Annotated in this window: 17 protein-coding genes and 1 tRNA gene; 7 read left to right on the forward strand and 11 right to left on the reverse strand. The window is 56.9% G+C overall.

Annotation, left to right across the window (positions count from 1 at the left end):
- Positions 1–33 precede the first annotated feature (33 nt).
- Complete coding sequence (locus HMJ29_RS05130) at positions 34–3,948, reverse strand: BamA/TamA family outer membrane protein (protein WP_244678791.1); 3,915 nt, start codon at positions 3,946–3,948, stop codon at positions 34–36.
- 269 nt (positions 3,949–4,217) lie between these two features.
- On the opposite strand from HMJ29_RS05130, the gene HMJ29_RS05135 reads away from it, so the two are divergent.
- Positions 4,218–5,459 carry a Pycsar system effector family protein gene (locus HMJ29_RS05135; protein WP_171590462.1) on the forward strand — a complete coding sequence of 414 codons (1,242 nt, stop codon included), beginning with the start codon at positions 4,218–4,220 and terminating at the stop codon, positions 5,457–5,459.
- 261 nt (positions 5,460–5,720) lie between these two features.
- Here HMJ29_RS05135 and HMJ29_RS05140 read toward each other — a convergent pair whose 3' ends face one another.
- Complete coding sequence (locus HMJ29_RS05140; protein WP_171590463.1) at positions 5,721–6,884, reverse strand: DUF2652 domain-containing protein; 1,164 nt, start codon at positions 6,882–6,884, stop codon at positions 5,721–5,723.
- Positions 6,885–7,025: 141 nt separating this feature from the next.
- On the opposite strand from HMJ29_RS05140, the gene HMJ29_RS05145 reads away from it, so the two are divergent.
- Positions 7,026–7,097 (forward strand) — tRNA-Arg (locus HMJ29_RS05145).
- 105 nt (positions 7,098–7,202) lie between these two features.
- Here HMJ29_RS05145 and HMJ29_RS05150 read toward each other — a convergent pair.
- Positions 7,203–7,856: a response regulator transcription factor gene (locus tag HMJ29_RS05150; RefSeq protein ID WP_171590464.1), complete on the reverse strand. Its 654-nt coding sequence runs from the start codon at positions 7,854–7,856 to the stop codon at positions 7,203–7,205.
- A gap of 346 nt (positions 7,857–8,202) precedes the next feature.
- Between HMJ29_RS05150 and HMJ29_RS05155 the strand changes: the two genes are divergently transcribed.
- A complete protein-coding gene (locus HMJ29_RS05155; protein WP_171590465.1) occupies positions 8,203–8,574 on the forward strand; it encodes an STAS domain-containing protein in 372 nt (123 codons plus the stop codon).
- 13 nt (positions 8,575–8,587) lie between these two features.
- Here HMJ29_RS05155 and HMJ29_RS05160 read toward each other — a convergent pair whose 3' ends face one another.
- The gene (locus HMJ29_RS05160; protein WP_171590466.1) at positions 8,588–9,280 is read right to left on the reverse strand and encodes a DUF1345 domain-containing protein; all 693 of its coding nucleotides are present in this window, start codon (positions 9,278–9,280) and stop codon (positions 8,588–8,590) included.
- 56 nt (positions 9,281–9,336) lie between these two features.
- Between HMJ29_RS05160 and HMJ29_RS05165 the strand changes: the two genes are divergently transcribed.
- Positions 9,337–10,824 carry a nicotinate phosphoribosyltransferase gene (locus HMJ29_RS05165; protein ID WP_171590467.1) on the forward strand — a complete coding sequence of 496 codons (1,488 nt, stop codon included), beginning with the start codon at positions 9,337–9,339 and terminating at the stop codon, positions 10,822–10,824.
- 195 nt (positions 10,825–11,019) lie between these two features.
- Entirely contained in the window at positions 11,020–11,292 is a 273-nt protein-coding gene (locus tag HMJ29_RS05170; protein ID WP_171590468.1) for a hypothetical protein, read from the forward strand.
- A 152-nt stretch (positions 11,293–11,444) separates the two neighbouring features.
- On the opposite strand, the gene HMJ29_RS05175 is transcribed toward HMJ29_RS05170, so the two are convergent.
- Entirely contained in the window at positions 11,445–11,972 is a 528-nt protein-coding gene (locus HMJ29_RS05175; RefSeq protein ID WP_171590469.1) for a DUF4240 domain-containing protein, read from the reverse strand.
- 174 nt (positions 11,973–12,146) lie between these two features.
- Between HMJ29_RS05175 and HMJ29_RS05180 the strand changes: the two genes are divergently transcribed.
- Complete coding sequence (locus tag HMJ29_RS05180) at positions 12,147–12,359, forward strand: heavy-metal-associated domain-containing protein (RefSeq protein ID WP_171590470.1); 213 nt, start codon at positions 12,147–12,149, stop codon at positions 12,357–12,359.
- Positions 12,360–12,596: 237 nt separating this feature from the next.
- Entirely contained in the window at positions 12,597–13,148 is a 552-nt protein-coding gene (locus tag HMJ29_RS05185; protein WP_171590471.1) for a DUF4468 domain-containing protein, read from the forward strand.
- A 162-nt stretch (positions 13,149–13,310) separates the two neighbouring features.
- On the opposite strand, the gene HMJ29_RS05190 is transcribed toward HMJ29_RS05185, so the two are convergent.
- From HMJ29_RS05190 to purD, 6 genes are all read right to left on the reverse strand, one after another.
- Complete coding sequence (locus HMJ29_RS05190) at positions 13,311–14,687, reverse strand: ammonium transporter (RefSeq protein ID WP_171590472.1); 1,377 nt, start codon at positions 14,685–14,687, stop codon at positions 13,311–13,313.
- A gap of 112 nt (positions 14,688–14,799) precedes the next feature.
- Positions 14,800–15,852, reverse strand: coding sequence for a porin (locus tag HMJ29_RS05195; RefSeq protein ID WP_171590473.1), 1,053 nt, complete (start codon positions 15,850–15,852; stop codon positions 14,800–14,802).
- Between the two features lie 808 nt (positions 15,853–16,660).
- Positions 16,661–17,767 (reverse strand): AIR synthase-related protein, encoded by a 1,107-nt coding sequence (locus HMJ29_RS05200; protein ID WP_171590474.1) that lies wholly within the window; start codon positions 17,765–17,767, stop codon positions 16,661–16,663.
- 151 nt (positions 17,768–17,918) lie between these two features.
- Positions 17,919–19,427 (reverse strand): amidophosphoribosyltransferase, encoded by a 1,509-nt coding sequence (gene purF, locus HMJ29_RS05205; RefSeq protein ID WP_171590475.1) that lies wholly within the window; start codon positions 19,425–19,427, stop codon positions 17,919–17,921.
- 105 nt (positions 19,428–19,532) lie between these two features.
- Positions 19,533–20,210: a phosphoribosylglycinamide formyltransferase gene (purN, locus tag HMJ29_RS05210; RefSeq protein WP_244678792.1), complete on the reverse strand. Its 678-nt coding sequence runs from the start codon at positions 20,208–20,210 to the stop codon at positions 19,533–19,535.
- Positions 20,194–21,477, reverse strand: a complete 1,284-nt coding sequence (gene purD / locus HMJ29_RS05215) for a phosphoribosylamine--glycine ligase (RefSeq protein ID WP_216634092.1) — start codon at positions 21,475–21,477, stop codon at positions 20,194–20,196. The genes purN and purD overlap by 17 nt, the downstream gene beginning before the upstream one ends.
- Positions 21,478–21,496 lie beyond the last annotated feature (19 nt).

The raw sequence follows: 21,496 nt of genomic DNA on the forward strand, positions 1-21,496 counted from the left end.
GCCACTCCTTTACCGCCCCCGCGGGGGCCCAGGCTAAAACAGGAAGTCAAATCCCACAAACACCAGGTTTTCTTCACCTACTGAATAAGTGGCATTGATCACGGCCTGCTTCAGAATATCGGCCCACACCCCGCCACCTACGGCAGTATGGAAAGCCCGTAGGCCAGTTTTGGTATCGTAGTGCGTGTATACCCGAGCGGCATCGGCCAGGCCGAGAATACCAAACTTGCCCGGCACCACATAGGCATTAAACGTGAAGAGCTGAATGCGCACCTCGGCATTAGCATACACGGAGCTGCGGCCCGCATAGCGAGTACGGCGGTAGCCGCGCAGGTTGGTGGTACCGCCCAAGGTGTTTGCCTGGTAGAAGCGGTAGTCGCCGAGGTTGCGGTTGGCGCCAATGCGGCCGGCCCACGTTAGCTGGAAGGGGAAGTTGGGCGAGAGATAAAACCGGGCTTCCGTGGTAAGGCGGCCGTAGTTGAGCTTCTCGCCATTCAGCTGATAGTTGTACTCGGCTGAGTTATACAGGCGTAGGCCTATGCGTGGGTTTTTGGGCGAGGAGCTGGCATCGAGGTTCAGGTACGCCTTGCCCCCCAGGTAACGGTTCAGGCCAAAGTCGGAGCTGCGGATGCCCACGGCGGCGGTACCCTCACGGCCGTTGCCGTTCTCATCGAGGCCGGCGGCTATTTCACTGCCAATCTGGCCACGATCAACGCGGAACTGGTCGTACTGCGGGCCAAAGCCCAGTTGCAGAAAGCTAAAGAGGCTCTTCTCCAGCATGGGCGCCACATATAGCCGCGAGAACCGGATGCGGTACGTGTCGTTGATATCGCGGTTGCGGATACGGTCACCGTCGTTTTCCTCCGCCAATCGGTTACGGGTGTCGTTACCCAGCCCGAAGTAGTTGTAGAGCAACTGGGGGCCGTACAGCTGGGCGGTTACGCGCAGGTCCAGGTTGCCGAAGATATCCACGTAGTGCCCCAGATACCGCACGTTGTAGGCGTTCTGCGAGGGCGAGAAGTTGGCCGCCAGGCTTTGCTCAGTAGAGTAAGGCGACTTCCGGAATCCGTAGGTACGGTAAATTGCCCCACCTCCTATGAACAGGCGGTCATCAATATTGTACCCGAAGTAGGCCGTGGGCCCCAGGTAATTCAGCGTGTAGTCTCGGCGGTCGGTGCGAGTGTGCACATCATAGCGGCTCACGTCAATGCCCGGCTCCAGGCGCAGGCGAGCGTCTTTGCCGGCCACAATCACGTTGCTGGTGTCGGCGTCATAAATGTGCAGCTGGTGGTTGATGCCCGTTACGTTAGAGCGGTCCGTGATGCTGTCCTTATCAGTACCAGCAATGATGCGCACTTTGGCTCCGCGCTTTACCTCGCCTTTCACGTCGTAAATGTCCTCGCCGGCAAAACCATACAGACGAATTTCCTTCGTGACCTTGTTGTCGAAGGTGCGGTCGAAGAGCATTTTGGTGAGCTCTCCTTCCTTATTGATCTTCTGCACGGTTACGTGCGTCTTGTTGTCGGGCAGGCGCTCTACCACAAATTTCTCCCGCTTCTTGGAGCCTTTTACCTCTGTCACGCGGCTCACCATGGTGTAATAATCGGCGGCCACCTGGGGCAATAGGTCACGGCGGCTTTTCAGCTTGGCGATAATCTCGGGGCCGTGCAGGTCATAGATCTGCTTAGGCCACCGTTCCCGGAATGCCTGTTCAATTACGTCGTCGGTCAGGGCAGCTTTCAGCTCTTCCGCCTGCTTTACCCAGTCTTCCTTGGTTACGGAAGCCAAGTATACCCGGTCGTTGCTCAGGGCCGTCAGGTTGAGGCCCTTCCAGTCGGCGTAATCATAGCCAAAATTCTGAAAGTTGCGGATGGCCCACTTGCGCGAAGCCAGGTACGGAAACAAGCCATCACCCTTAAAGAAAGCAATGTCGCGGTCTTCAGGCACGGCCGTAAATTTTCGGTCGCCGTCCTTATCCTTTCGCTCGGCCCAGCGCCACTGGTCCTCGTGCCGGTCCCAGTCGCCAATCCACATATCAAAGAGGCGCGAGCGGGCAAAAGCTTTTTCATTAACGCGGTTATCGTTGTCGTCGGTGATGCGCTCAAATACCTTGTCGGTGCCCACCAGGTTCTTGGCATTCCCCAATGACTCCACGTTGCTCTGGTCGTCCTTGGCGTCTTCCTCAATGGCGCCCGGCGTGTTACCAAAGCGGGGCAGGTATATGCCCAGCAGGGGGTCTTGGGGAATGTAGCGCAACTCGGGGTTGGTGTGCAAGATACCCGCAGCAGTAGCCAGCGGAGGCAGCGGCAACGAGCCCAGCGGATGCTGCGCCGAAATCTGATCCTGCAGAATATCAGCTGCGGCGCCGGAGCGCAGCGCCTCTGGCAGTACCGCCGAGGGGTCTTTGTTCAGGCTCCGGATGGTGAAGTTGCGGCCCTCCTCGTTGCGCACTTTCAGGGAAGCCGTTTGTTTGCCGCCCCCAATTTTGTAGGGTGATAGGCCACCCTTCTCCGTGGCCAGATCCAGCACCGGAAACGCAATGGGCGTAGCCCACTCCTTGCGGTAGTGGTCACCGAACAGAAACCGATGAAACTTGCCCGCCTCATCGTATTCGGGGTGAATGGCGGTGGTAACGGTGCTGTCGCGAAAGTCGGGGCGGTTGATGGTTTGCGGGTTGCTGGTTTGCTGGGCCGCAGTGGCCGCCTGCAACGCATACATGGGCGTGCGGAACACGCGCCGCCCCGTTTCACCCCGGCCCTCCGGAATAAAATACTCTACCCACACCTCGCCGTTGGTGTAGTAGTTCACGCGGGCAAAGCCCTTCTCCTTATCTGAAAACAGCGCGTCGCCGCCGTCGCCGGGCTTCACGTGCTGCGTTTTGCAGCCTGAGCCGCTTACAATGTGGTTGAGGTTGCCCTCGCGGAAGAACTGCAGGTTGTGCTCGTGGCCCGCGGCGTACACCACATTAGGGTATTTCTGGAAAATCTCCATCATTCCCTTCTTGTAGGCCTGGTACAGCGGATGGGCAATATCCTGACTTACGCCACCGTACTTGCGGGCAAACGGGTAGATGCTCCCGATAACGGGCAGCGGCAGAAAGGCATACTTGTATACAATAGACAGCGGGAAGAAATGGTCGCCGAGGGTGAAGTAGCCGCCGTGAATGCCATCAGAAAAGAGCGGATGGTGGGCTACCACCATAATGTTCTTGTTTTTGTTGCGGGCAATGATGTCTTCCAGTTGGGTGAAGAAATCGGTTTCATTGGCCACGCCGCAGCCACTGTTGGCCCCGTACGGCCGCTCACCGTTGGTTTGCAGAAACCACTGCGAGTTTACTGCAATCAGCACCAAATCATCCTGCAGGCGCACTTCAAACGGGCCGGGGCAGGCATCACGCGGAATAAAGAAGTCGCCGGTATAAGCAAACGCCGCCGAGTCTTTGGTCATGTAGTCCTCCACAAACCGCTGCTCCCGGTTTACCTGGTCTACGCTCCCGCGCAAGCCCTGCTTCCAGTCGTGGTTGCCCGGAATCATGTATTTCTCGCCGGCATAGTTGCGCAGAATATCCAGCTGGTCGGTGATGCGCCTCTCCGACTCATCCCGGTCATAAGCTCCTTCTTCGGGCATGCCGTACTCGTACACGTTGTCGCCGAGGTACACGGTGGTGCTACGGTTGCCGGCAGCCAGAATCTGCTTGCGCAGGTAGTTGAGGGAAGGCTCGCCGCCCTCCGCACTGGGAATAGGCTTGCCCACATCTCCAATCAGAAATATGGAGTAGCGGATGCCGGAGCTATCGGGGGGCGTTTTGGCCTCCCAGTTCTCGCCCCCGTTGCGGTAATTAGGCCGGGTGGGGTGCGGAGTCTGGTCGGGTTTTTGCGCCAGTGCAGTAGGTATAGTGCTGCCAGCCAACAACATCAGCAGGCTGCAGGATAGAAGAAGTCTTCTCATAAAGGGAGAGAGAGTAAACAAAAAAGGAGCAAACCCCTGTTACGTGCTAGTACTATACGAGAGTAAACAGGCTGTGGAAAACAGGGTTGCAGTAAATACGATAAACTTGCTGCCTACCGCCATATTGCGGAGACCAAAGTATGGGGTGCCTGCCCTACGCAAATCAATCGTCTTCGGTTGGGCTTGCGGCCCGGAAAACCTCAACCGCGCAGCTACGTTCTATTCCTTACGGATCTGCTGGCCGGCACTTTTTTCTTATTTTCCGTTACATGGAAACCATCCCTACGCTCAAACCTGCCAAGGCCGAGATTATCAAGAAGGCAAAGGCTTACATCTCACAACTGTTTGAACAGCAGCTGCCCTCTCGCCTTGTATACCACTCGCCCAAGCACACGGCCGTTGTAGTAAAAGAAGCCAAAGCCCTGGCTGAAGCGGCTGGCCTCGATAACGCTGATCAGGAAGCGCTCATTCTGGCGGCCTGGTTTCATGATGCTGGTTACGTGGATACGTACGACGGCCACGAGTACCGCAGCATGGAAATAGCTGAACAGTGGCTCACGGAGCACGGCTACCCCCCTGACCGTATTGCCTTGGTAAAGGACATCATTAAGGCCACGCACCGCGATGAGCCCCGCGAAACTGAGCTGCAACAGCTTCTGGTGGATGCCGACATGAGCAACCTGGGCCGCGAGGACTTCTTTGCCAACGCTGAGCTGCTCCGCACAGAGTGGGAAACCACTCTGGGCAAAACCTACTCTAACACGGAGTGGGCTGAAACGCAGCTGAACTTCCTGCTGGGCACTAAGTATTACACCGATGCCGCCAAAGAGCGCTACAAGGAGCAGTTTAAGGCCAACATAAAGGAGCAGCGTGGTAAGCTGAAAAAGACCGCGAAAAAGAAGAAGAAGAAGGAGGAAGAGGCCGAAGCCACCTTCGCTGAGCCGAAACGGGGTATTGAAACCATGTTTCGGACCATGTACAGCAACCACATGAAGCTCTCCGACATGGCCGATAAAAAGGCGAACATGATGATCAGCCTCAACGCGGTGCTCATGTCCTTGATCATCACCTATTTCGGTGCTAAGCTGGGCAGTAAGTCGGCGGCACTCAGCAACGTAGGCTTGTTGCGCAATCCCGTTATTTCCATCCCAATGGGTATTCTGCTCATCACGGCCCTTGGCTCAGTGGTAACGGCTATTCTGTGCGCCCAGCCTGATGTTACGAGCTTCAAGTGGCTAAAGCGCAGCCCCCAGATTGCTACTAACCGCCGGGTGAACCTGCTGTTTTTCGGCAACTTCAGTAAGCTCAGCCTCGACGACTTCCAGCACGGCATGACCGAAATAATGCGCCAGAAAGATGCCCTGTATACCAATATGGTAACCGACATCTATTACCTCGGCGACGTGCTTACCCGCAAATACCGCCTGCTTCGCCTCAGCTATACCATCTTCATGGTAGGCCTCATCCTAACTGCCCTCTCTTTCGGCATTGTATTACTGTACAAGTCGTAAGACATGGTGAGGCGGTGAGTTAGTGAGTACGGGTTTCAGTAAAGAGGCCTAGGTCGGCCCTTTCTCCGACGTAGCACTCCTTCTTTAGCCTTATGAGAGCTTCATCTACAAAAAAGCCCTTACGCCCATGATGGACGTAAGGGCTTTTTGCTTTAATACGCTCAGCGACTTGCATAGCCAGGAGTGGTTGCGCTGCCCTGTGGGTGCTTCATCATGCGTCCTCATAGGGGTAGAGAACGTCAAAGTCACTACCTCACCGGGTCACCGTTTCTCACAAACGCCTGCCAAGCCCCGAATGGAGCGGCCCAGAAACCGGCGCACGCGGTGGAGCTGCCCAAACCGGATGAGGCGGTTGTGGCTGGCAATGTGGCCGTAGCGGAATTCGATGGTAAGCAAGCAGGTATCCAGGTCTACGGCCTCAATGAAGTAGAACAGCAGGGAATTGGGGAAAATCCGGAAGTGCGAAATCTTTTCCACATACTCCATCTGGCCTTCATCGTCCTCAAACTGCTGCACCGTCTGGAAGTCAATCTGGCCCTGAAAGATATCTACCTTATAGCTAGTGCCCAGACGCCCTGCTTTGGTAACATCATAGTGCACGGCCGTGGCCCCCTCCATCCAGCGGGGGCGCAGCCGGAAGTTGCTGAGCACCCGCAACAGATAAGGGGCCGGCACCCCGATGGCACGGCGCACCTTCAGCACGCAGCTGCGCGCGGGCTTAGTATGAGCAGAGGCGGGTGCATTGAGCAGCAGGCGCAGGGGCGAGAGGTGGGCGTAGCGGTAGGCCACCTCGCCTAGGTGGTCATAAAATGCTGAACCATGGAGCAGGCGCGTCCAGGAGAAGCTGCGGGCCAGCTCGGCGGGCGTTTGGGTTTGCACGTAGCCTTCCGAGAGCAATATGTACTCTGAGCCCATGATGTTGTTTTTGAGCAGACGATGCACCACAATTACATCGCGGCCCATGAGCTTGGTGTACTCTCTTATTTGCGCCACGCTCACCCGGCCATAGTGCACAATAATCTTGAGGGTAAGCACGTGCTCGGCCAGGGCGGCACTTAGCTCAGAACCCGTGTCTCGCTCTACCAAGCGCAGGTAGTTCTGAAAGTCGAGGTAAATCCGGCGGCACTGCTGCACCAGTTCCCGGATGGGCGGGGGCGGCCCCAGCCGGTAAAACAGCACCGCATCGCCCTGAATCTCATTTACCTGCAGGTTCAGCATGTTGGCCTCAATGAGAATCTCCAGCAGATCGGCTACCAGAAACGGCGCTTCTGGGCTCCCCGATTCCTCGATAAATCGGGTAAAGCCGCTGATATCGGGAATGAAGAGCAGGGCCGGTACCATGCCATCATCGTCCGCCTCAGCGGTAAAGACGCGGCCGGCGCCGGCAGCCCGGCGCGCCGCGCGCATATCATCCAACAAGCCCATGCAGCAGGAAGAGAGAGGTAAACAGAGGAGAATAGCTGGTGGTACTTCCCACAAGGTACATCCTGCACCCTATACGCCCGCACGTAGCTCGTAAGTTTGGGCAACCGCCCCTTTCGCCGTAGCTTTGTTAAGATTCACTCCGGCTGCGTAGTTCAACGGATAGAATAGGCGTTTCCTAAACGCTTGATATGGGTTCGATTCCCGTCGCGGCTACATAAAGCCCGCTTTCTGCTTCAGAAAGCGGGCTTTTGCTTGCCTATACAGTGCGCTGCCAGGCAGCAGTAGCGGGCCTATAGCGTAGCAAGAAAGCGAACTAGGCTATTTGATAAGGCCTTGGCTCATGGCATACCGAACAAGGGCTGCCGTGTTTTTGGCCTGCGTTTTCTCGATGATGTTCTGGCGGTGGGTTTCAATGGTGCGCTTGCTGGTGAAGAGCTTATCGGCAATTTCAGCGTTGGTCAGGCCCTCAGCAATAAGCCGCAGCACCTCCATCTCGCGGCTGGATAAATCATTGTTTCGAGGAACCTCTACCGCGCTATACGCCGCCGTGGGGCAGCTTAGCAGTCGGTTAAGCGTAGAAATGCCCACCTCCGTACACAGGAAGCTTTGCCCGGTGGCTACCGTCCGGATGGCAAATACTATTTCGGTGCTTTCGGCGCTCTTTAGCACGTAGCCTAGCGCTCCGGCCTGCATAGCCCGATGCACATACTCCTCATTATCGAGCATAGACAGAATCACCACTTGCACTCCTGGGTATTGTTTCTGCAGCAGCGGCATGGTAGCAAACCCGTCCAGCACCGGCATATTCAAATCCATGAGCAACACATCGGCGGGCGTTTGCGTGAGCAGGTCCAACACGCCTTGGCCGTGGCCAGCTTCGCCTACCACTTCTATGTCGGGTTCCCGAGCCAATAGGGCTCTGATTCCATCGCGCAGGATGGTATGGTCGTCGGCTAGCAGAACACGGATCATAGGTGTAGCGGCAAAGAGGTAAGCGAGCAACAATAGGCGTGGCCGAAGTTCCGGCAGCTAGGCTACCTACGTAGAACCCGTGGTTAGGATAAGCTCCCAGGTCACATTCTGGCTAGTGGCACGCCAAAGAACAAACCGGCCCGCTCTACACCGTGGCAGAGTAGCTAAGCACCAGTGTCCGGCCTGGTTGCTACGGATTACATCACAGAGCCCCACTGCAACATTGCAGGCCTTGTAACGTTATGAGGCTATGCGTATTAGCCGCTAAGTTATACCGTATTTACCCTGACTAACGCACCACCACGCCTGCTTATATTTGAGTATCTGCTGCCTTTGCGCTCAAGCCATGGAAGTCTACCGTGAAATACTGCCCCAGAGTTATTTGCTGATCCTGACTGAGTCTGAGCCCGAAGACCTGACGCCTCTCTCCTATGCACTGCGGTTGGCTAGCCGGAGCGGGAAGAACAGCATCTGGATAGATTGTAGCCACCTGCCCAAAATGCCATTCAGTGTTTTGCGGGTACTAGTTCGCTACTACCGGCGGCTGCGGGTGCGCAATATTTCCCTGGTGCTGTGCCACGTAGGCGACGCAACCCATCAGCAAATGGCCAAGCTACCTACCACGCTGTGCCCGCCAGTAGTGCCTTCCTTGCTGGACGCCGAACGGTACTGCCAAACGGCTCACCCCGTTTCTCACCGGACGCGCCGCGCTGCCTAAGTCAGTGGGCCCACTATAGCAGGCCGGCCAGGCCGCTTATGGTGAGGGCCACAACAGCCGTATTAAACCCAAAGGAAAGCAGGCCGTGCAGCAACGCCAGCCGCCGGATTCCGCGGTCGGAAATACTCACGTCGGCGGTTTGGGCGGTCATGCCAATTACGAAGGCGAAGTAGGCGAAATCGAGGTAGTCTGGCTCCGGTTCACTACCCGGAAACTCTAGGCCACCTTCCTGCCGGCCATTACTGGTGGCATTGTAAAACAGATGAGCGTAGCGCAAGGTAAACAGCGTGTGCACTAGCAGCCACGCCATAAGCACACTTAGACTCCCTATTAGTATGTGCATTACCAGCAGTGGTGCAGGCCCTTGGCGCATAGACGAGAGCAGGAGAACCACGGCTATTAAACTGGCTGTAGCCGCCGTGAGCACCACAGCAAACGACAGCACCCGGCCGGGGTCTTCGCGAGTGGCAAAGCTGCGCAGGTGGCCTACATTAGCGGTAAGAATTATGGCCCAGGTGATAAGCAGGGTACTGACCGCAAATCCATCCCAGGCGGCCAGCAGGCGCAGCATCAGAGGCCAGGCGCCAGGCAAGAGCCAGTAGAGCAACAGCGCCGGTAACGCTCCGAGCGAGAGGCGTTTCCAGGTGGCCAGCCGCGTGAGACGGTGGAAACCCCTTGAGCTGCGGGCAGGAGCAGATGTGGCCATAGCATCGACGGAATGAAATATTCTGCGTAAGCTACGGCGTCTCAACTGTTGCGCACATGAATTCTGCTCCGCTCTCCGGCCTTTACGCCCCCTCCCTCAGCCTGCTTACCGACCTCTATCAGGTTACCATGGCCTACGGCTACTGGCAACAAGGCATGCAAGACCGCGAGGCGGTGTTTCACCTTTACTTTCGCCGCCCACCCTTTGATGGAGGCTATGCTGTGTGCGCCGGACTGGCCTACGCCGCCGATTGGCTACAGAACCTGCACTTTTCCGCAGACGACCTGGCCTACCTGGGCAGCCTCAAAAGCGCAAAAGGAGGAGTCCTGTTCCCCCAGGACTTTCTGGACTACCTGCGCGACCTGAAGTTTACCTGCGATGTGGACGCCATTGCCGAGGGCACTGTGGTTTTCGCCAACGAGCCACTAATTCGGGTACAAGGCCCTCTATTACAGGCGCAACTCATAGAAACGGCGCTGCTCACGCTGGTAAACTTTCAAACGCTGGTAGCCACCAAAGCCGTCCGTATCCGGGAGGCGGCCGGCGACGATACAGTGCTGGAGTTTGGCCTGCGTCGCGCCCAGGGCTTTGATGGGGGCCTCAGCGCCAGCCGCGCCGCTTACTTAGGTGGGGTTGATGCTACCTCCAATGTGCTGGCCGGGCAGCGCTTCAACATTCCGGTGAAGGGCACCCACGCCCACAGCTGGGTAATGGCGTTTAAGGATGAGGCCGAAGCCTTCACGGCCTACGCCAAAGCCTTCCCCGACGACTCCGTGTTCCTGGTGGATACCTACGATACGCTGGAAGGCGTGCGCAACGCCATTAAAGTGGCCCGCGAAATGCGCGCCAACGGCCACGAGCTAGGTGGTATCCGCCTTGACTCTGGTGACCTGGCCTACCTCAGCCGCGAGGCCCGCGCCCTGCTCAACGAGGCCGGGTTCCCGAACGTGCGCATAGTAGCCAGCAACGACCTGGAGGAAAACCTCATTACCAGCCTCAAGCTGCAAGGCGCTAAAATTGATACCTGGGGTATAGGTACCCAACTCGTAACGGCCTACGACCAGCCGGCCCTGGGAGGTGTGTACAAGATGGCCGCCCTGCGCAAACCTGACGACTCGGGCTGGGACTTCACCATCAAGCTCTCCGAGCAGCTAGCCAAAACCAGCATCCCCGGCATCCTGCAGGTGCGCCGCTACGAAAACGAGAAAGGCCAACCCCGCGCCGACATGCTCTACAATACCGCCGAGCCTCTCCCCGACCAACTCACCATCATCGACCCCAGTGACTACACCCGCCGCCGCCCTGTGCGCGCCGATGCCCCCTACCGGGAACTGCTGGAGCCCATCTTCCGGGGCGGTGAGTTGGTGCATCAGTTGCCTACCCTACAGGAAAGCCGGGCACGCGCCCAGCGGGAGGTCCTCAGCCTCGACCCCAGTATTCGCCGCTTCCTAAACCCCCACACCTACCCTGTAGGCCTGGAAGAAAGCCTCAATACCTTCCGCACCAACCTGATTCTGGAGAAACGCCCGCTGCGGCCGGCATAAGGAAGCACATTGAATTCTAAGAAATTATTCTACGCTACGTTGTGTGCAGGCCTATGCATTAATTGCCAGCGAAATCTTAGTAGCAGTAGCGGCACTCCTTTCAGTGCCGAAGGCACTGAAAGGAGTGTAATAGTAAGTGGTAAGCTATACCCACCACACCCACAAGATTCCACCGTATTGCTTCAAGAGTTTGATATGGTCTTTGTTCGCCGTGACAACGGCCATGACACAGAAGTAATTGTCAGTGAACACAATTCAAGCCCAGGAACCTATAAAGCAAAACTGATGGCAGGCCAGTTCTATTGGGCTTATCTGCGACTGATTTCACGTGACTGCCAGGCTGAAACCTGGGAAATATTTATCCCTGACAATAGCGCAGGCAAATGGAAGCATGATTTCTACTTATCAGCCCCTGATAGTACCGAGTATGGTGGCTGCTTAGCCGGTTGGCACTACAAGCAGTTATAGATTCTAACTAGATATACCGCCAATGAATAAGGAGAAACCCGACACTCTAGCGGCTAGCTGAGACTATATACACTGATTCTAGAGAAACGGCCGCTACGCTCGGTGTACAAGCAAAGAAGGACCTAGTAGTAGGCCCTTCTTTGCTTGTTGTATTAGTTAAACTTCTTCCAGAGCTTAGGCAGCAACTTCGGCAACTGGCTTTCAGTCCAGTCTTCGCCCTTCGTGACTGAGTCCGAATCGTAATCCAATCCGCGAGCAGCCGCTCTTTCCCTGGGGAAGGTATCGTCCTCCACGTCTTTGCCAGTGCGTTTTTGAAAAGCTGTAGTCGCAACAGATAGCAGCTCTTCAAAGTCTTGGTATGGAGCGTCAAGTACAGCGGCCAGCGTATCGGGCTTTTCCAGTGCAGCCTTGAAAACGCTTTCTCCTTGCCCAACCAGCCAGCACCGGAAATACAAGTAGCCGTCATCGGACACGTAGCCGTCTAGGATCTTCTGCGCAGCCATAATACCAAAATCATCGGCCTCAATCAGGCACTCGCATAGAAGGCACTCAAAATCAATTATCTCTTCGGGCGCATACTTTTCCAGGCTACTGATTAGCTCTTTCTCCTGCAGCGCTTGGTCGCCACCCGAAGCCTGTTTGGCGGAATTTATTAACTGCCAGAATTCTCTCTTGTCCATTGCGTGCACTACTAGTGTAGGGCTAAATACGGCAAAACTCTACACTCTGTCAGCCAAAGCCTATACCTTCTAGGCCTCTTCCGGCAGCTATTTTTGCAGGGCATTCGTTGTACTAGCTACTCACCCGCTGCTGGTCTCTTTCCTAGGCCACTGCAGCGCTAACTGATACTCACTATGTCAACTTTAAAATTCAAAACCAGCATCAATTGCGGCAACTGCGTGCGTGCCGTTACGCCTTTCCTCGACGCGGAAGCCAGCGTAGAAAAATGGAATGTTGACACCAATAGCCCCGAGAAGATTCTTACCGTGGAAGGTGAGAACCCCATTCCTGAGCTGATTATGAAATCAGTATCGCAGGCGGGGTTTGATATTGAGCCGGTAGCCTAGGTTTCTTTTTGCTTGCTTTACGTGGTTGGGTTGTGGCGCATGAGTCGTCAGGGCCCAGCCATTTTTTTGGCTACTCCTCAGCCACCGGCATAGCATTGCTGCGGGTGGTGCTCTGAGTATCTTTGCCAGCACTTGCCCGCCGTAGCAAACGCTAAAGAATTATCGACTTAGCGTGCCCTCTTGCCGTATACAGTTTTTGCTTTCCGCTTCACCCAAAGCGTTTTACCCACCCATCCTATGAAAGCGTTCCTACCCTACTTGCTAGCACTGGTATGCAGTGCGGCAACGGCGCAAGAGGCACCCTACACCTTTTCGCTGCTGCCTCTTGATAGCCAAACCCAGCAAGTGGTATACAGCGGGGCAGTGCCGGTAGCCAACGCCTCCAAAGCACAGCTGTTTTCACGGGCCCAGGGATGGGCAGCACAAAAGGCAACCTTCCGCAAAGCCGCGCCACAGCGTATCGGCCCGGAGGCGGGGGTGGTGAGTACCCATATCACACTTAAAACCGGGCAGGAAGCATACGGCTGTCTGGTTTCGGTATCAGTAAAAGACAGCCTCTACCACTACCAGCTCCACCACGTTACTTACACCAAATCAGACTATGCCCGGGCCGGGAAGTATAGCACCGGCCCCACCACTACCCGCATTGAGAAGCTGGTGTACACGCGCCCCAACAAGTACCGCGACAAGAAGCTGGCGGAAGTAGATACCCAACTCAAACGCCTGATCTATGACTTGCAGCAAGCCATGTTGGATAAACCCACCGATGGCTTAGCTACGCAGCTTTAAGGCGTGCACTAATCCGGTTAGTCTAAAGCCTTACAGAGTACACTGCTTACCCGCGGAAGCTACCTACGGGTGCTAGCCAGCGTGTATTCAACGCCTCGAGGGGAGAGTAGCTCTAGCCTGAGCTGCCTAGCTACCCTCCCGGCTCCAGCAACGTGGCAGCAGTTACGATACCAGTTCCTTGCGGTAAGTCTTTTCGAACTCCTCATCCACGTTGTAGATGGATTCCTCATGCTGGCTCAGGTCCAGGCCCATCTCCTCGTCGGCGCCCTTCACACGCAGGCCAAACAGCGCATCGGTAATCTTGAGCAGCACCCACGAAACCGCAAACGTGTAGCCGATTACAATGGCCAGGCCGAGCAAATGATAGTTGAATACGGTGGCCGTACCATTTACCAGGCCCACTTTTGCGGCGAATACTCCTGTTAGCAGCATACCCACAATGCCGCCCAGGCCATGGCAGGGAAATACATCCAGAGTATCATCAATACGGGTGCGGCTGTTTTTCCAGTGCACGCCCAGGTAGCTGATGCCGGAGGCTATCATCCCGATCAGAATGCTTTGCCCGTAATCAACATAGCCGGCCGCCGGGGTAATAGCCACCAGCCCAACCACCGCCCCAATGCAAGCTCCCATGGCGGTAGGTTTGCCGCCCCGGGCTACTTCCAGCAGCATCCAGGCCACCAACGCTGCCGCCGAGGCCAGGTTGGTATTCACGAACGAGAGGGCTGCCACTTCATTAGCCCCCAGGGCCGAGCCAGCGTTGAACCCAAACCACCCGAACCACAGTAGGCCAGTGCCCAGCAGCACAAACGGTACGTTGGGCGTAGAAAAGGAGGTTTCGCGGTGGGCCTTGCGGGGCCCGAGCACCATGGCTCCGGCCAGCGCTGCAACGCCCGCCGAAATGTGCACCACGGTACCACCCGCGAAATCCAGTACTCCCCACTGGCGCAGGAACCCCTCCGGGTGCCAGGTCCAGTGGGCCAGGGGGCAATACACAAACAGGCAGAACAGCACAATGAAGGCCAGATAGCCCTTAAAGCGCACCCGCTCAGCAAACGACCCGGTGATGAGGGCCGGCGTGATGATGGCAAACTTCAGCTGAAACGCGAAGAACAGAATCAGCGGAATAGTGGGCGACAGGGCCGGGTGGGGCGCGGTGCCCACATTGCGCAGCATCAGGAAGGTCAGGGGGTTGCCGATGACGCCCTTCCAGGAGTTGCCGTAGGCCAGTGAAAAGCCTACGAAGTACCACAGAACAGATATCACGCCCAAGGCCACAAAGCTCTGCAGCATGGTAGAAATAAGGTTCTTAGGCCTCACCATGCCACCATAGAAAAACGACAGGCCCGGCGTCATGAGCAGTACGAAGGCCGAGGCCGTGAGCATCCAGGCCGTATCAGCGCCGTTAATGTCGGTGGCATTGGCAGCCGCAGGGTGCGGCAGGGGCACAAAGGCCGCAATGGCGCTCAGCACAAACAGCACCAGCAGTGTGAGCGTACCGTAGTTAAGTTTTGACTTGGGAGAAAACGTGGTTTCCATAAGCAGGAGAAAGCGTTAAACACACAACTAAAAGAGGCAGGACTGGCCTAGCAGGCATACCACGGCCAGTGCCGCTGGTATGCCCAGTGCTGACTATCGGGTGAGGAGAGGCCTAGAACTTATACACGGCGGCGAGCAGCGCACTTACCGTTGACTGCTTGCCGGTACCGGCCCGATTTGTGAACAGGTAGGTGCCACCCTGGCTGCTATCCAGGCGCACCTCCGGAATCAGGGTCAAATTGTCTTTCCGGAAGTTGGCCGAAAGCGTCGTTTCGTACACGTCGCTGTTAAAGCCCAGCAGGTTTTTGCGGTCGTTGAAGTACTCACTGCGCAGCGTGAGCCCAAACCAGGGCACCGGATCGAGGTTGACGTACAGTGCCGAGCCCCACCAGGAATGGCCCGTTTGCCAGCCGCCCTCGCCCCGCTCCTGACGGTACTGCACACTGCCGTTATAGGAGAAACTCAGCGCACTTGAGAGGGCATAGGTCAACACCAAATCGCCCTGCTGCAGCCGTAAGGAGTCTTGTTGCCGGCCGCCCTGGTAGTTGAAATACGCCTTAATCTTGTCATCGGCTGAGCTGGTGCCCACCTGCGCAATCATGGTTTTCGGCATAGAGCTGGCACTTTTCAGATCGGTGGGGTTGGCCACGCCCAGCATCAGGGAGGTTTTGGGAGTTACCTGGTATTCCGCCTTCAGGCCCGTATGAAAAAACGGCCCGTAGGAGAACATATAGCTCATGCTGTAAGTACGGTTCAGATAGGGGTCCACTGACTCGTAGCCAATGTGCGTGGCCCAGCTGCCGCCCGTCACTTTCAGCTTATCCGTGAAGGCATACGTGAGGTAGAGCTGCTTAATGGCAAATCGGGTATTGGCGTCGTTGTAAGAAAACTCCTCGGCTCGGCGCCCGAAGCCCAGGTCGGCCACTAACCCTACTTTGCCAATGGTATGCTCGCCTTTCACGGAAATCATGCCCAACTCAAACGAGTTGTGGCTGTTTGTGAAGCTGGTCAGATTGTTATAGGGGGCCTCGCGGGGGTTGCTGAAGTTGTAGCGGTAGTAACCATCTGCGTAGCCCGACAGCTTAAAGGGCTTTGCGGACACTGAGTCTCCAGGCTCAGCTGACAATGGGGCGCACAAAGCCACCATAGTAGTAAAAAGCAACATACAGTCCGGGTTAAGAGTGACACACTGAGGTGCAGGAACCCAGCCAGCGAGCTACGCTTGGGGTTTCTGATACGCTTACTCTCACTTCCCGAAGCCATTGGACGAGCAAGTGCCGGCGCACTCCACTTCTCGCCCCGCTGTCGGGTAGCGTATGCTGTTGTTTGGAAACGCTGACTGGTCCTGCAGTACCAGTAAAGGCCAAGAGGTATATGGCCACTCTCCGCATACCAGGGTGGGACAGCCCGGGGGAGGGTATTCAGAGCGAGTAAAATAACCAGCTAGTCTCTATTGGTACTACCCGGCAGATGCCCATAAGGATGACACCCTTATTTCTTATGTCTAAATATATTAAAATGGTTTAATAATAAAATACACACCCTTATTTTTTATGGCACTTAGCCTAATCATATGTAAAATAACCACATACCCCCTCTAATAATAGGGTGCATTTCAAAATACACATATAATCTATACTACACTCCGGCGCGCTGTATAGTACCTATTGCACCTAGTTGGGAAACCATAATCGTTTTACGCCGTGTTTGCGGGTACTCAGAGTCAAAGCTAACCGGCCTCTTCCACTGGGGGCAGTCATGCAAGTGACCAGATCAACCCCAGTGTGAGGCCGAGTGACAGGATCCGGAGCGACTCAGGAAGTACCCCGCATTCTCGCCCCCTCAATCATAGCTAGGCCAGTGTTAAGCTGGCACCTCATTGGCCAAGGGCCATACAAGCAAAAGCCTCAGCCCCCGCTGTTCGGATTAGACAACGGGGTTGAGGCTTTCATGGACCTATCTAGTGTACTTCTTTATGCGTAGCTCAGCTCGCCTGCCCCTACTTTCAGCCGGATACCTGGCTCGGCGGTGATGCGGCCCGCTACCTGGGCCTCATAGCCCTGCGCCTGCAGGTGGGCGGCCACAGCTTCAGCCTGAGCCTCGTCGGTGACGAGGAGCATACCGTTGCCCATGTTCCAATAGAGGTACGCATCGGCGGGCGTGATGCCAGCCAGCTCGGTAAGCTTCTGCATAGCGGGCAGAGGCTCGAAGAGGTTGGTTAGTTCAGCGCCCACACCATTTTTGAGCACACGCTTGAAGTTATCAGCAATGCCGCCGCCGGTGATGTGGGCCGCCGCGTGCAGGGGCAGGCCCGCATCCAGCACCCGCGCTACGCCGGGCGAGTAGATGAGGGAAGGTGCCAGCAGCACCTCACCCCAGGTGTGCCCGGCGCTGCCGTGGGGGGTAGCATCCAGGCCATCATAGGGAGCCGAGTGCCAGTTGTCGCCGAACAGGTTTTGCAGGGTGCGGCGGGCCAGTGAGAAACCATTAGAGCGGAAACTAGGCGAGCGGAGGGCTACTACGGCTTGGCCGGGTTTCACCCCTGCGCCGCTCAGGGGGCGCTCTAAGCTCGGGTGCAGGCTGCCGATGGCCGTAGAGCACCAGTTGAAATTCATTTTAGCGCCCGGCCAGCCGCCGATACGGTTGCCCAGCTCGGCAATTTCGCCGCCCGTAATGGCTACCTCTGCGAAGTTGCAGGCATCGTGCAGGCCGCGCATCATCTCATCAATCACCTCGTAGTCGAGGGTATTCACGTCGATGATGTTGCTGAGGTTGGTGGGTACGAAGCCGCCTACGATGAGGTCGTCGGCGGTCATGGCTACCAGGTCATAGCCCAGCGTATCGAACTTCCCTACCCGCTCTGCTACCTCAATCTTGGTCCCGATACCATCCGAGGAGATACCCAGCCGGGCATTGCCAAAACGGATTTCGTTGGCGAAACCACCATCAAGGTCTTGAGCTGCCTCGCCGGGCTTACCGGCGCGGTTGGCGAAGGTCTTCTTCGACCAGGCATAAGCATTGCGGGAGCATTCGTTGCCGAGGTCAATGTCGTAGCCGGCGGGTTTCTGAGAAGATGACATGCGTCGTAGAAGTAGTTGTTTTAAGAGACCATTATGCTTCGGCTGCGCTCAGCATAATGGCCGTGAGTAAGCAAATTACGTTGGCAACGTCAGCACGCGAGATGCTTCGGCTGCGCTCAGCATGACGGTCAGTTGGGGCCAGTAAGGTTGATTAATGTTCCGTTGGTTCAGGAGCCTTGGCGCTGACGGAGGGCAGCGTGCTGGCGTTGTCTTTCTTGTCGGGGCGGTGGCTCTGGCGCTCTTCCTGAATGTGGCGCAGGTACTTGGTTACGTCGCCGGTGGGGTACTTACCGGTGAAGCAGGCAAAGCAGCTGCCGCCGTGGCCTTTGTCTTCGGAGAACAGCTCCTGCAGGTCTTCAATCGACTGATAGATGACCTTGTCGGCCTCAATGTAGCGGCAGATTTCCTCCTCGGTGTAGTTGGCGGCAATCAGCTCAGTGCTCATGGCCATATCAATGCCATAGATGCACGGCGAAATGATGGGCGGCGCACTGCTGATGAAGTAGACTTCCGCAGCCCCGGCCTCGCGCAGGATGCGCACGATACGCCGTGAGGTGGTGCCGCGCACAATACTGTCATCTACCACGGCAATCTTTTTGCCCTCCACAAACTCCCGGATGGGGTTGAGCTTCTTCTTCACGATGTCTTCGCGGCCGGCCTGGCTGCTCACAATGAAGGAACGGCCCATGTGGTTGTTCTTCACCAAGGCCCGGCGGTAGGGCACGCCAATAGCTTCGGCCAGGCCAGATGCCGAGAAGTACCCTGAAGAAGGCACGTCAATCACCATATCTGGCTGAATGCCCGATTCAATAACCTTACGCGCCAGCATTTTGCCCAAGCGCACCCGTTCCCGGGCCACCAGGCGGCCATGAATGGTGGAGTCTTCGCGGGCGAAGTAGATGTGTTCGAACACGCAGAAGTTCTTCGGTTGCGCGTACGGGTTCTTGTAGTGAACCTTATAATCCTTATCAATGAAGATGGCCTGACCGGGACCTACGTTCTTGATGAACTCAAACCCCAGGTAGTCGAAGCAGGTGCTTTCGGAGGCGAAGGCATAAATGGGACCTTTTTCCGTCTCGCGGCGGCCCAGCACCAGCGGCCGGATGCCCAGCGGGTCGTTGAACGCCAGCAGGCCATGGCCGGCAATAACAGTGATGGTGGCGTAGGCCCCTTTCACCAGCTCCTGGGTCGTCTCCACGGCGTCGAAGATGTCGATAACCGAGAGGTCGTCGAGGTTCTTCAGGCGCAGCTCTGAGGCGAAGGTATACATGATCAGCTCCAGGTCGTTGCTGGTTTTGGGCAGCACGTGGTACTTCTCGTGCAAACGCTTGGCGGCCGAGCGGAAGTTGATGACGTTGCCGTTGTGCACCATGGCCAGCCCGAAGGGGTAGCTGGTGGTAAAGGGCTGCGCCAGCTCTGCATCGTTGGAGCCCTGCGTGGTGTAGCGGGCATGCCCAATGCCGATGTTACCCTTCAGCTTCTTGAGCTGCTTGGGGCGGAACACGTCGGAAATAAGGCCATTGCCTTTACAGAGGTGAAAGTTATCGTCGAAGGTGGCTATGCCGGCCGCGTCCTGGCCGCGGTGCTGGAGCGCCGTCAGACCAAATACGATGTCGTGGGCGACGTCATCGGGGCCGTAAAAACCTACAATTCCGCACATGGGAAGTATCGAGAAGGGGTAGTGAGCGTGAAACCCGCTACCGGGGTGGTGAGTGTAACACCAACGGGGCGTTGGTGCATCGTGGGCGTGAGGCGGACAAGTAGCCTAGCCGCCGGCTGCTTCTCCGTGCGGAGAAGAACCAGCGGCGGAAGGCAGCAGAGGTTCGGGGGTGGGGGCAGATAGCTCACCCCGGATGAGGCGGGCCAAGGTGTCGGCGTATAAAAAGTGCTCCACGGCTAAGCCACGGTGCTCTACTTCGCCTAGGGTGTCAGCGCCCCGCAGGTCCACGGGGTGCTGCGCAAGGATAGGTCCAGTGTCCAGGCCCTCATCAACCAAATGCACCGTGATTTTGGTTTCCGGCAGCTGATTTTCGAACGCCCATTCATAGGCGTGCAGGCCCTGGTGTTGGTGCGTATCGGCGGGGTGGATGTTGACAATGCGCCCGGCAAACGCCCGGATGAACGTGGGCGACAGAATACGCATGTAACCCGCCAGCACGATGTAGTCGGGCTGGTACTGGCCTAGCACCTCTACTACCTCGGCATCAAACTCGGCGCGCTTGCGGCCCTGGCTGCTGAGGCTGGCGGTAGCGCAGCCCATGGCCGCGGCCGTTTCTAGGCCAGGGGCATCGGGCTTATTGCTGAAGACTACCGCTACTTCGGCTAGGCCACTCAGCACGCCCCGTTGCACAGCCTGTACCAAGGCTACCATGTTGGAGCCCCGGCCCGACAGCAAAATAGCCAGGCGCTGTTTGCGGATGCTATGGTTACCAGTTTCCTGCAAGGGTCGGTTCCGGCCGCTGGCCGATATCGGTACGGATGTACACATCCTTAAATTTAACTCTTTCTGCTTCCCGATACACGTGGTTCACAGCCTCTTCCAGCTCATTGCCGTGGCCTACCAGTACCATCACCCGTCCACCGCTGGTCACTAGCTCACCGTCGTGCTGACGGGTAGCGCCGTGGAAGGCCAGGATGCTGGGGTGTAGTTGGTCTAGGCCACTAATAGGGAAGCCGGTCGGGAATTGTGCTGCGGGGTAGCCACCCGAGGCCAGCACCACGCCCACGTAATAACCGGGCCGCTGCCATACGGTAGTCTGGGCCAGGGTGCCGTCGAGGGTAGCCTCAATCAGCTCCAGAAGGCTGCTTTCCATGGAAGGAAGCAATACTTCGGCTTCGGGGTCACCTAGGCGCACGTTGTATTCCAGCAGCTTCGGGCCCTGGGGCGTGAGCATGATGCCGAAGTACAGGAAGCCTTTAAAGTCGAATTGCTCGTTCTGCAGACCTAGCAACGTGGGATCCACAATGCTGGTGCGGATGGCCGCCAGCACGTTGTCGTCGGCAAAGGGTACCGGGCAATAAGCGCCCATGCCGCCGGTGTTGGGGCCCTGGTCGCCGGCCAGCAGTTGCTTGTGGTCCTGGGAGGGAGCCAGCAGCCGCACCCGGTTGCCGTCCGTTACACCAATAATGCTGATTTCGGGGCCAGTCAGTTTTTCTTCCAGCAGGAAGCTAAACCAACCGGTGTGCAAGGCCGCCAGCTCATCCAGCGCCGCGTGGGCTTCTTCTACGGAAGAGCACACGTACACGCCTTTGCCCGCCGCTAGGCCATCGTACTTCACCACCACCTGCCCATCCAGCTCAACGGCTTTGGCGCGGGCCTCGTCCAGCTTATCGCTGCGGTACTGCCACGACATAGCCGTTGCTACCCCATGCCGCCGCATAAAGTCTTTTGACCACACCTTGGAGCTTTCCAACGTGGCGCCGGCCCGGCTGGGGCCAAACACACGGATGTCAGACCCAGCGAAGTAATCCGTCACGCCCGCTGCCAATGGCGCTTCGGGACCTACCACAATCAGCTTCACATCGTTAGCTTCGCAGAAGCTTTGAATAGCCGGAAAGTCGGTGGCGCTGATTTCGGGGTGGCTGTTCGGGATGCCGCCGTTGCCAGGCAGCACATGCACGGTGGCGCCGTCGCGGGTCAGCTTCCACGCCATAGCGTGTTCACGGGCCCCGCCGCCGAGTAGTACTATGTTTTTATTGCTGTTGCTCAAAGGAATAGGTAGTTAGGCG

The organism is Hymenobacter taeanensis, assembly GCF_013137895.1.
In the GTDB taxonomy this organism is placed as follows: Bacteria; Bacteroidota; Bacteroidia; order Cytophagales; family Hymenobacteraceae; genus Hymenobacter; species Hymenobacter taeanensis.